This window comes from Flavobacterium sp., from assembly GCF_036741995.1.
In the GTDB taxonomy this organism is placed as follows: domain Bacteria; phylum Bacteroidota; class Bacteroidia; order Flavobacteriales; family Flavobacteriaceae; genus Flavobacterium.
Map to the genome: position 1 here is coordinate 1 of NZ_DAINRG010000064.1, position 12,067 is coordinate 12,067.

The 12,067-nt window shown below is 35.4% G+C and carries 8 protein-coding genes; 7 read left to right on the top strand and 1 reads right to left on the bottom strand.

From position 1 onward, the window contains the following. From V7D82_RS12500 to V7D82_RS12530, 7 genes are all read left to right on the top strand, one after another. Positions 1-974 (top strand): HAD-IC family P-type ATPase (locus V7D82_RS12500; RefSeq protein ID WP_333601310.1); only part of this gene is annotated, 974 nt, incomplete at its 5' end. An 11-nt stretch (positions 975-985) separates the two neighbouring features. Further along, positions 986-3,229: a multicopper oxidase domain-containing protein gene (locus V7D82_RS12505; protein ID WP_333601311.1), complete on the top strand. Its 2,244-nt coding sequence runs from the start codon at positions 986-988 to the stop codon at positions 3,227-3,229. Positions 3,230-3,316: 87 nt separating this feature from the next. Next, a complete protein-coding gene (locus V7D82_RS12510) occupies positions 3,317-3,766 on the top strand; it encodes a DUF6799 domain-containing protein (protein ID WP_162126029.1) in 450 nt (149 codons plus the stop codon). A gap of 85 nt (positions 3,767-3,851) precedes the next feature. Further along, on the top strand, positions 3,852-4,166 hold the full coding sequence (locus V7D82_RS12515) for a DUF6660 family protein (RefSeq protein WP_333601312.1): 315 nt from the start codon (positions 3,852-3,854) through the stop codon (positions 4,164-4,166). Between the two features lie 94 nt (positions 4,167-4,260). After that, complete coding sequence (locus V7D82_RS12520) at positions 4,261-8,565, top strand: CusA/CzcA family heavy metal efflux RND transporter (RefSeq protein WP_162127971.1); 4,305 nt, start codon at positions 4,261-4,263, stop codon at positions 8,563-8,565. 11 nt (positions 8,566-8,576) lie between these two features. Then, a complete protein-coding gene (locus V7D82_RS12525) occupies positions 8,577-9,731 on the top strand; it encodes an efflux RND transporter periplasmic adaptor subunit (RefSeq protein ID WP_162127970.1) in 1,155 nt (384 codons plus the stop codon). An 18-nt stretch (positions 9,732-9,749) separates the two neighbouring features. Then, positions 9,750-11,774, top strand: a complete 2,025-nt coding sequence (locus V7D82_RS12530) for a heavy metal translocating P-type ATPase (protein ID WP_162127969.1) — start codon at positions 9,750-9,752, stop codon at positions 11,772-11,774. A gap of 67 nt (positions 11,775-11,841) precedes the next feature. Here V7D82_RS12530 and V7D82_RS12535 read toward each other — a convergent pair. Beyond that, the coding region (locus tag V7D82_RS12535; protein ID WP_333601313.1) for a hypothetical protein at positions 11,842-12,067 on the bottom strand (226 nt) is incomplete at its 5' end.

Consider the following 12,067-nt stretch of genomic DNA (forward strand, 5'->3'; position numbering starts at 1 on the left):
TAGAAAACATGAATAAAGTAAATGTTTTAATTACAGATAAAACAGGAACTATTACTGAGGGAAAACCATCAGTAGAAAGAATTTATGCATCCAATAACAATGATGATGAACTAATCCAAAGTATTGCTTCTTTAAATCAACACAGCGAACATCCCTTAGCACAAGCGGTTGTCAATTATGCTAAATCAAAATCCATTTCTTTAATCGAAGTAAAAGATTTTGAAGCCGTGTCAGGAAAAGGAGTTACAGGAACAGTAACCAATAAAAAAGTAGCATTAGGAAATAAAAAACTAATGGAACAAGTAAAAGCAAGTGTTTCAAATGATTTGGAAAACAAAATTATAGCCGAACAAAAACTAGGGAAAACTGTTTCATATATTGCTGTTGATGGAGTTGCAGTTGGTTTTATATCAATCACTGATGCAATTAAAATATCGAGTAAAGAAGCTATAAAAGAACTAATGCAACAAGGTGTTGAAGTAGTAATGTTAACTGGCGACAATGTTAATACAGCCAAAGCCGTTGCAGATGAATTAAACTTATCATCCTACAAAGCAGGATGTTTACCAGAAGATAAATTAAATGAAATTAAACGTTTACAATCCGAAGGTAAAATTGTAGCCATGGCAGGCGATGGTATAAATGATGCTCCGGCCTTGGCACAAGCTAATATAGGAATAGCTATGGGAACCGGAACGGATGTAGCCATAGAAAGTGCCAAAATAACTTTGGTAAAAGGCGATTTACAAGGCATTGTAAAAGCCAAGAATTTAAGTCATGCTGTGATGAAAAACATTAAGCAGAACTTATTTTTTGCCTTTTTCTACAATGTTTTAGGAGTGCCAATTGCAGCAGGTGTTTTATATCCATTTTTCGGAATTTTATTGTCCCCAATGATTGCCGCTTTAGCCATGTCATTTAGCTCAGTATCTGTAATAGTAAATGCGTTACGATTACGAAATTTAAAACTTTAATAAATCAAATTATGAAAATTAAACTCTCAACTATAATATTCTTTCTTACGATAACTGCATCAGCGCAAAAAACAGTCCGTTACGATTTATATGTAAGGGATACCATAGTAAACTATTTTGGGAAAGATAAAAGAGCCATTGCTGTCAATGGTCAAATTCCTATGCCAACACTTACATTTACTGAGGGCGACATCGCCGAAATTTATGTACATAACGAACTAAAAGAAGAAACTTCATTGCATTGGCACGGTTTATTTCTGCCAAATAAAGAAGATGGCGTTCCAAACCTTACACAAATGCCAATTAAACCCGGAACAACTCACAAATATACTTTTCCAATCATTCAAAACGGAACACATTGGTACCATAGTCATTCTGGCTTACAGGAGCAAATTGGAATGTATGGAAATTTTGTTATGCTAAAAAAGTCAAATGATCCAACTTTTAGAAAAGGAATTGACGATTTACCGACAGTTCCAATTGTTTTAAGCGAATGGACAGATATGAACCCAAACAATATTCACAGAATGTTGCACAATGCGAATGATTATCCAGCCATCAAAAAAGGAACAACTCAAAGTTATGCCGAAGCGATAAAGCAAGGCTATTTGGGTGTAAAACTGAAAAATGAGTGGAAACGTATGAACGCAATGGATGTAAGCGATGTGTTTTATGATAAAATTTTTATGAATGGTAAACAAAGTACAGAACTTAAAAGTATTAATGAAAAATCATTGAAAGCAGGAGATAAAGTACGTTTGCGCATTGCCAATGGTGGGGCATCGTCTTATTTTTGGTTAACTTATGCAGGAGGAAAAATAACTGTCGTTGCCAATGATGGTAATGATGTTGAACCTGTAGAAGTAGATAGATTAATAGTAGCAGTTTCTGAAACTTATGATGTTGTTCTTACTATTCCTGCTGATAAAACTGCTTTTGAATTTTTAGCAACTACCGAAGATAGACTATACTCGGCTTCATATTATATTGGTAATGGTATCAAGCAATTGATTGAACCATTACCAAAGTTAAAATACTTTGAAGGTATGAAAATGATGAATGGAATGATGAAAATGAATGGAGATTTAGATGATATGGGAATGAGTATGTCCTACAATCAGATGGATATGAACGTAGTAATGTACCCAGAAATTACAGGAGAACAAAAAAAGAAGAGTGATGCAAAAATGAAGGATATGAAAATGTCCGAAGCCGATTATAACAGTAATGCACTTTCAGATATTACAACTTTAAACTATGCAATGCTAAAATCACCAACCAAAACTACACTTCCAAAAGACGCACCAGTAAGGGAATTAAAATTTGAACTCACTGGAAACATGAACCGCTATGTTTGGAGTTTAGACAATAAAGTAGTTTCTGAAACAGATAAAATACTAATCAAAAAAGGAGAAAATGTGCGCATCACAATTCACAATGGTTCTATGATGCGTCACCCAATGCATTTGCACGGTCACGATTTTAGATTATTAAATGGACAAGGCGATTTCTCTCCACTAAAAAATGTTGTGGATATTATGCCAATGGAAACTGATGTTTTTGAATTCAATGCCAATGTAGAAGGCGATTGGTTTTTTCATTGTCATATTCTGTACCACATGATGAGCGGAATGGGCAGGGTTTTTACATATGAAAACCAAGCACCAAATCCGGAAATTCCAAACCCAAAACTAGCAAAACGTAAATTATTTGCCGATGATAGAAAGTTTCATTTTATGGCAGAAAACGACTTTGCAACCAATGGTAATGATGGCGAAGCAATGTATCAAAGTACACGCTGGAGCATTGGCACTGAATGGCGATTGGGATATAATGATATGCACGGTTATGAGACTGAAACCCACATTGGTAGATATATTGGTAAAATGCAATGGATAATGCCGTTTATAGGTTTTGACGCCAGATACAGAAAAATGGGTATCGACCAACAAGAACGAAACCTTTTCGGTCAAACCAATACCAAAGATAAACGAACTGTTTTTAGTGCAGGTATCAATTATACTTTGCCAATGCTAATTATGGCACAAGTCGAAATTTTTAACGATGGAAAATTTAGATTACAATTTGAACGCAAAGAAATACCTGTTTCCAAAAGGCTCCGAATGGGATTCATGGTAAATACTGATAAAGAGTATATGGTCGATGCACGATATATAATTGGAAGAAATGTAAGTATCAGAACCCATTACGATAGTGATATGGGATTTGGAATTGGAGCCAATTTGAGATATTAAAAAAATTAAAGCACAAATGATATTCCTGGGCAACAGCAATCTGAAGAGCGGGTAACAGCGCAACTGAAAAAACTAAATTTATATAGTATGAAAAATACAAAAATGATGGCAAAAATGTTTACGGTAATGCTATTCATAGCAGCATCACTTACAACAAGTAACATCAACGCACAAACCAAAACTAAAAAAGCAGCAATGAAAGATTGTTGCATGATGAAAGACGGTAAAATGATGTGTATGAAAGATGGCAAAATGATGCCCATGGACAAAGACATGAAAATGAAAAATGGCACAACCTGCATGGTAAATGGCGAATGCGTTATGAAAGATGGTAAAAAAATGAAAATGAAAGAAGGCGACTGCATGGACATGGATGGCAAAATGGATAAGTGTTCTATGATGACCAAAAGCAAAAAAATGAAAACCAAAAAACACACTATGGCAATGACCTACATCTGTCCAATGCACTCAGAAGTTACAAGTGACAAACCAGGAAAATGCCCTAAATGCGGAATGGATTTAGTCGAAAAAAAATAAATTAAAGTACATCTAACAGCAACAGGCAAATAGCAAAATAGGCTGTTTGCCTTTTTGTTATTAAAAAAATACTACTTTTACACTCGTGAAAATACTAACACTCATATTATCATTCTATTTAATTGGACTTTCCTGTATGCCTTGTGCAGATGGAGAGGCGTTTTTAACATCCAAAAAAGTAGAGATAGGCAACCAATCTGCACCACACCACGATAATGATGTGTGTTCTCCTATGTGTGTTTGCAGTTGCTGTGGCTGCCAAGGGTTTTCACTAAACATTACATACTCATATAGCCTGATTTCAATTAAGACTAGTATTGATAAAAAAGTACCTGAATACAAATCCGTTTTTGCTTCCAATTTCTTCGGAAGTATTTGGCAACCGCCTCAAATAGCATAATGAAGCCCGAGTAATTTCGGGTCATAGAGTTGTGGGCTTTCCACAGTATTTAATGGGCATTCGTGCCTAATTACTCATTCATTATACTATAACAATGATAAATAAAATCATAAACTTTTCAGTAAACAACAAACTGATTACAGGGGTTTTACTTGCTATTTTTGTTTCGTTTGGAATCTACTCATTTACACAATTGAGCGTAGATGCACTACCTGATGTAACCAACAATCAAGTCCAGGTAATTACAAATTCCCCAAATTTAGCTACTCAGGAAGTAGAACAATTTATTACCTATCCATTAGAAACGGAATTCAAATCATTGCAGGAAATGGTAGAATTGCGAAGTACAAGCCGTTCCGGATTATCGGTAATAACAATTGTCTTCAAGGACAACGTGCCTGTAAACATAGCTCGTCAGCGTGTTGACGAAAAAATAAAAACAGCCACAGAAAGCATACCAAAACAATATGGCTCTCCCGAATTATTACCACCAACCACAGGGCTTGGTGAAATTTTTCAATATGTGTTAGTGCCACAAAAAGGATATGAAAAAAAATATAATCTATCCGAATTAAGAACTATTCAGGATTGGATTGTACGCCGTCAGTTATTAGGAACTGTTGGCGTGGTTGATGTAAGTAGTTTTGGAGGTAAACTAAAACAATACGAAGTATCGGTAAAACCAGAGCGATTAGCTGCCAATAATCTAACGCTAATAGATGTTTTTGATGCGCTGCAAAACAACAATGAAAATACAGGTGGAAGTTATATTGATAAAGGTCCGAACATCTACTTTATAAGAGGAGAAGGACTAATTCAAAACTTGGAAGACATCAATAACATTGTAGTAAAAAACAATACTGGTGTTCCTATCCTGATAAAAGATATTGCCGAAGTAAAATTTGGTTCAGCACCTCGTTATGGTGCTATGACAAGAAACGCAAGCGGAGAAACTGTTGGTGGTGTGGTCTTGATGCAAAAAGGAGAAAACGCAGTACGAGTTATTGAACGAGTAAAAGACAGAATAAAATCAATCGAGAAATCATTGCCAAAAGGAGTAAAAATTGATGTTTTTGTAGACAGAACAAAACTAATAGACCGAACGGTTCACACGGTTAGTACAAATCTATTGGAAGGAGCATTAATTGTAATCCTTGTTTTGGTGTTGTTTTTAGGAAGTTTACGAGCCGGGTTAATCGTGGCTTCAGTAATTCCTTTAGCGATGTTATTTGCTATAATCATTATGAATATGTTCGGATTAAGTGCCAATCTAATGAGCATGGGTGCTTTAGATTTTGGACTTATAGTGGATGGTGCAGTTATTATTGTCGAAGCCACGTTGCACATTTTCTCCAAGAATTATAAAAACAATATGCTGTCCCAAAAGCAAATGGATAAGGAAGTAATCAGCAATTCTTCAAAAATCATGAATAGTGCCATATTTGGACAAATCATAATTCTAATAGTTTACATTCCATTATTTGTGTTGAGTGGCGTTGAGGGAAAAATGTTTATGCCAATGGCGCAAACAGTAAGTTTTGCCATATTGGGAGCATTAATACTTTCTCTTACTTATGTGCCTTGGGCAAGTAGTCTTTTTTTAAGTAAAAAAATACACGACAAACCTAATTTTACCGATAGGTTCATGAATAAACTAAACAACTGGTATCAACCGATTCTAGTAAAAGCTTTAGAAAGAAGATTAATGGTAGTTGGAAGTGCCATATTTCTATTCATTGCATCGTTATTTATATTCAATTCTTTAGGTGGCGAATTTATTCCCGAATTAGACGAGGGTGATTTCGCAATGAATTTAAGGATTAGACAAGGTAGTAGTTTACCCCAAACAATAGAAGTTAGTACACAATTAGAAAATTTATTAAAACAATTTCCGGAAGTAAAAGAAGTAGTAAGCAAAATTGGTAGTAGCGAAATTCCAACCGATCCAATGCCTATAGAAAGTGGCGATATAATAATTGTTTTAAAGGATAAAAAAGAATGGACAACAGCACACAATAAAGAAGATTTAGCTGAAAAGATGAATGAAAAATTGAGTGCCATTCCGGGGTGTAATTTGTCTTTTGAGCAACCAATTCAAATGCGTTTTAATGAGTTGATTGCGGGTGTTAAATCGGATATTGCCATTAAGATATTCGGAGATAATTTAGACCGTCTTTTTTCTGAAGCCAATAAAGCAGTTCCGCTTTTAAAATCAATTGATGGTTTAGCCGATATTAAAGTAGAGCAAGTAACTGGGATGCCCAATTTAGTAGTAAATTATAATCGAAATAAGATTGCACAGTATGGTTTGAACATTGCCAACGTAAACCGAATTATAAATACTGCTTATGCAGGTGGAACTACCGGAGTTGTTTATGAGGGAGAAAGAAAATTTGATTTGGTAGTTCGGATTCCAAAAAATCAGAATACGGATATCGATGCTCTTAAAAGTTTATTGATTCCTACTCCAAAGGGTAATCAAATACCATTAAACGAAGTAGCCGAAGTAACATTTAAAACTTCGCCATCCCAAATAAGCCGTGAAGATGCGCAACGCAGAATTGTGATTGAAGCCAATGTTAGAGGGCGTGATGTGGAAAGTGTGGTTTTAGACATTCAAAAAAAGTTAGATGCTAAACTAAAACTTCCTGAAGGTTATTTTATTACTTACGGTGGCCAATTTCAAAACTTACAGGAAGCAAAAGGGCGATTGCAATTGGCTGTTCCTGTGGCATTATTGCTGATTTTCTTTTTGCTGTTTATTACATTCAAATCCATCAAAGAAGCTACTATTATCTTTTCGGCTATTCCGTTGGCGGCTATTGGTGGTATATTGGCTTTATGGGTTCGTGGAATGAATTTCAGTATTTCCGCAGGAGTTGGATTTATTGCATTATTTGGGGTTGCGGTACTCAACGGTATTGTATTAATCAGTTATTACAACAGTCTGAAAGACGAGGGAGAAGATGATTTATTAAAACGAATCTACAAAGGAAGTGCTGCAAGGTTAAGACCTATTTTAGCAACGGCAACGGTAGCCTCATTAGGGTTTTTACCGATGGCATTATCAACTAGCGCAGGCGCAGAAGTACAAAAACCTTTAGCAACAGTTGTAATAGGCGGTTTATTGACTTCTACACTTTTGACTTTATTTGTTTTACCTGTTTTATATTATTTAGTGATGACGCCCAAAAAAACTAAAAAAATAAATCCTGTAATTACTGTTATTGTATTGTTTTTAATGAGCAGTTTATCCTATACAGCAAAGGCACAGACCAATCCTTTACAGTTAAATGACGCTTTGCAATTGGCTATTAAAAATTATCCAACTATTCAGCAGGCATCTTTGCAAACCAAGCAACAACAAGCTTTAACCAAAACAGCTACTGTTTTAGATCCTTTCAATATCAATAGTAATTTGGGTCAAATGAACAGCAAACTTTTTGATTACAATGTTGGGGTAGCACAAGGCTTCAGAGTAACTAATAGTGCGAATAGGAAACTGTTAAATCAGAATGTAACCGTAGCCAAATCGTTTGAAGAAGTTACCAAAAACGAATTGATTAAAAACGTTTCCAATGCTTATTACAATTGGCTTTACAGTTGGCAACAATACAATTTACTGGTTGAAACCGATAAAGTTTTTGCCGACTATGAAAAGTATGCTGATAAAAAGTTTCAAGTTGGCGAAAGTAACAGATTAGAGAAAATCAGTGCTTCATTACAGCGCAAAGAATTGAAAAATCAATTGGCACAAGCCAATACGCAAGTGGTTTATTATTTAGCTGAACTTCAAAAATGGACAAAAAGCAATGAAAACTACACAGCTCCATCAAAGTATGAAGCATTGCCCGAAATCAGTTTAACCGATAGCACATTAGTGAAAGACCACCCTATTTTAAAGTATTTGCAACAACAGATTATTGCAAGAGAATTAGTTGTAAAAGCAGAAAAGGCAAAAGCCATCCCCTCTTTTAATTTGGGCTTTAACGGACAAAGTTTAGACAAAGAAAAGCCTTTCTATTACGGTAGTGTCGGTATCAATATTCCTTTGTTCCGAAACGGTATTAAGGCAAGAAGTCAAGCCGCTGAAATTGAAACACAGATTGCAAAAAAGGAATTGGAAAAATCACAACAAGAATTAGAAACAATCTATTTGCAGCAATTTGAACAGCAAAAACAATATTTGGAACAACTCAATTACTACAAAGCAGAGGGTTTGCCAATGGCAGAAAGTATAATAACTTCCGCACAACGGCTATACAAATCTGGTGACATAGGATATATTGAATATGCCCAGAACCTAAAAGATGCCAATAAAATAAAAACGGATTATCTAACGGTATTGAACAATTACAATCAAACAGTCATCAATATTCAGTATTTAATAAACAAATAAAATTCATCACTATGAAATATAATATAATCATCGCACTTATTGCTATACTGACCTTTAGTTCGTGCAAGAACAGTTCCGAAGAAGCTAAAAAAGAAGAAGCAGCTCCCGAATCAAAAAGCCAAACTACCGTTCACTTTACAGATGCTCAAATAAAAGCTATCGGTTTAGAGTTAGGTAGTTTTGAAAACAAGAATCTAACCTCTTCCTTAAAAATCAATGGAAAACTTTCTTTGCCTCCACAATATCAGGCGCAAGTAAGTATTTTGAGCGGTGGAATTGTAAAAAATATTTACGTTCAAGAGGGCGAATTTGTAAAGGCAGGAAAAACATTAGCTACCATTGTAAATACTGAAGTTTTACAATTGCAACAAGATTATTTAGAGAACAATGCCAATCTTTCTTATTTGGAAAAGGAATACCAACGCCAAAAAGAATTAAGGGATGATAATATCAATGCAGGTAAAACCTATCAACAGGCACAGCGGGAATTGCAGATTGCCCAAGCCAAAAGAGAAATTTTTAAATCTAAATTGATGCAATTGGGTATTAACGTCAATAATCTTTCTTCAAAAAATATTGCTTCAAGCATAGCTATTTCGGCTCCTATAAGCGGTTACATTCAACATATCAATTTGAGTATGGGAAAATATGCTGAACCTAACGCCTTACTTTTTGAGATCATTGACAACCGATTTTTACATTTGGATTTGAAAGTTTTTGAAAAAGACATCCACAAAATAAAGATTGGGCAACAAATAACGTTCAGCGATGCCAATGACATTGCACACACGCATCCTGCAACTATTTATGCTGTAAATAAAGCGTTTGAGCCTAACGAACAAGCAGTATTGGTTCACGCAAAAATTAACGAAATGACCGAAACGGTTTTGCCGGGCATGTATGTAGAAGCAAGAGTAAAAATCAATAATGCGAATGCCGTTGCATTGCCAACAGAAGCTATCGTAAATAATGGTGAAGACCATTTTATATTTATTGAAACAGCCAAGAATACATTTCAGCAAATTAAAATTACTACTGGAGCAACTGATATGGGCTACACCGAAGTAAAAGCCATAGACAAAGTAGCACCCGATGCCAAAGTAGTAATTAAAGGAGCTTATTATTTATTATCAGAGTTGACAAAAGGAAGTGGAGAAGAAGAGTAAAACCAATAAGAAAATCAAATGGCACACCAACACAAATACGATGCAAACGGCAAACAGCTTTGTTGCACACTCGAAGAGAAAATAAATAGGAAAACGGATAAAGATAGCGGTTGTTGCACTACTCACAAAGAGCATAAACATTCAGAGGAAGACGGACACGACCATGACCATTCGAGCGGAAACCAAACTACGTTGCAAATGTTTACACCTGCAATTATAAGTTTTGCTTTATTGCTCGTTGCAATTGCTTTCGACAACTATTTTACGCAAACTTGGTTTAAAGGTTGGGTGCGAATTGGTTGGTATATTGTGGCTTATATTCCTGTTGGTTTTCCAGTTTTAAAAGAAGCTTTTGAAAGCATCCGAAAAGGCGAAATATTTTCAGAATTTCTGTTAATGTGCATCGCCACAATTGGAGCATTTTCTATCGGACAATTTCCCGAAGGAGTTGCCGTAATGCTGTTTTATGCCATTGGAGAAATATTTCAAACATTAGCCGTACAAAGGGCAAAATCTAATATCAAATTATTGTTAGACCAGCGACCTGATGAAGCAACCATTTTAAAGCAAAATGTTGCTATTTCCAAAAAAGCTTCTGAAATAACTATTGGCGAAATCATTCAATTAAAGCCAGGAGAAAAATTAGCGTTAGATGGAAAACTATTGTCAGACAATGCAACTTTTAACACAGCCGCATTAACAGGAGAAAGTAAACCCGATAGTAAGCTCAAAGGAGAAACCGTTTTGGCAGGAATGATAAACCTAAACACCGTTGCTCAGGTAGAGGTAACAACTGCCTATACCGATAGTAAACTTTCAAAAATCCTCGAAATGGTGCAGGAAGCCACAGCCAAAAAAGCACCAACAGAATTATTTATTAGAAAATTTGCCAAAATCTATACACCAATTGTAGTGTTTTTAGCAATTGCAATATGTGTTTTACCTCTTCTTTTTGTAGATAATTATGTGTTTAGAGATTGGTTATACAGAGCATTAGTCTTCTTGGTTATTTCCTGTCCTTGTGCTTTAGTTATAAGTATTCCTTTAGGTTATTTTGGTGGAATTGGAGCAGCAAGCAAAAACGGAATTTTATTCAAAGGTTCAAGCTTTCTCGATATAATGGCATCTATTCAGGTAGTTGTTATGGATAAAACAGGAACGCTTACAAAAGGTGTTTTTAAAGTGCAAAAAGTAGTAGCGATTAATGTTTCAGAGGCTGATTTAGTAAAATGGGTTGCAGCACTTGAAACCAAATCAACACATCCGGTCGGAACAGCCATTATTGAACACGCAAAAGGTATGGAAAAAGGTGCAAGTGTTACTGATGTAGAAGAAATTGCAGGACATGGACTAAAAGGCAAAGTAGATGGAAACCAAATCTTGGCAGGGAATGTAAAACTGATGAAAAAATACAATATCAGTTACGATGCCGAAATCGAGAATACTCCTTTTACAATTATTGTCATTGCCATCAATCAAAAGTATTCCGGCTATTTTCTAATTGCCGATGAAATCAAAGAAGATGCAAAACAGGCAATTGAAAGCTTACATAAAGTAAACATCAAAACCGTAATGCTTTCGGGAGACAAACAGGCTGTTGTTAATGCTGTTGCAAAAGAACTAAACATAGACTTAGCACACGGTGATTTATTACCGGAAAACAAAGTAGAAAAAGTACAAGAACTGAAATTGCAAAACCTAAAAATTGCCTTTGTCGGTGATGGAGTAAATGATGCCCCGGTAGTAGCTCTTGCTGATGCAGGAATTGCAATGGGTGGTTTAGGAAGTGATGCCACAATAGAAACTGCTGACATCGTAATTCAAAACGACCAACCTTATAAAATCTTTACAGCTATCAATATTGGAAAGAAGACAAAACAAATTGTTTGGCAAAATATCGGTTTAGCATTTATTGTAAAAGCAATTGTTTTAGTTCTAGGCGCAGGAGGATTAGCGACAATGTGGGAAGCTGTTTTTGCAGATGTAGGTGTAGCTTTGTTGGCTATTCTAAATGCGGTTCGAATACAGCGAATGAAGTTTTAGAGTTAGTTATTATTCGATAAGTAAAGGGTGTTTGTTTTAAATTGCAAGCATCCTTTTTTGTTTAGTGTTAAAGTAGCGATTTGCATTCCAGTTGCCACTCCTTCCCAATGCTCCTAAAAAAAATACCGTCACAGTTATTGGTGCAATAACACGTACACTGCGTGACTTGCGCCGGTATTTTTTTCTCCCAAGCTTCTTTACATAATGTGGCGTTATAGTTCATAAAGAAATTCCCTGCATCTTTAGAAACCAAATCATGAACTATAACAACATTATGTAAAAAAGCCGCGCAC

Excerpts from the sequence above, each read along its gene's own strand:
- V7D82_RS12520 (WP_162127971.1), top strand. The coding sequence starts at position 4,261 with ATGATAAATAAAATCATAAACTTTTCAGTAAACAACAAACTGATTACA.
- V7D82_RS12530 (WP_162127969.1), top strand. The coding sequence starts at position 9,750 with ATGGCACACCAACACAAATACGATGCAAACGGCAAACAGCTTTGTTGC.
- V7D82_RS12510 (WP_162126029.1), top strand. The coding sequence starts at position 3,317 with ATGAAAAATACAAAAATGATGGCAAAAATGTTTACGGTAATGCTATTC.
- V7D82_RS12505 (WP_333601311.1), top strand. The coding sequence starts at position 986 with ATGAAAATTAAACTCTCAACTATAATATTCTTTCTTACGATAACTGCA.
- V7D82_RS12525 (WP_162127970.1), top strand. The coding sequence starts at position 8,577 with ATGAAATATAATATAATCATCGCACTTATTGCTATACTGACCTTTAGT.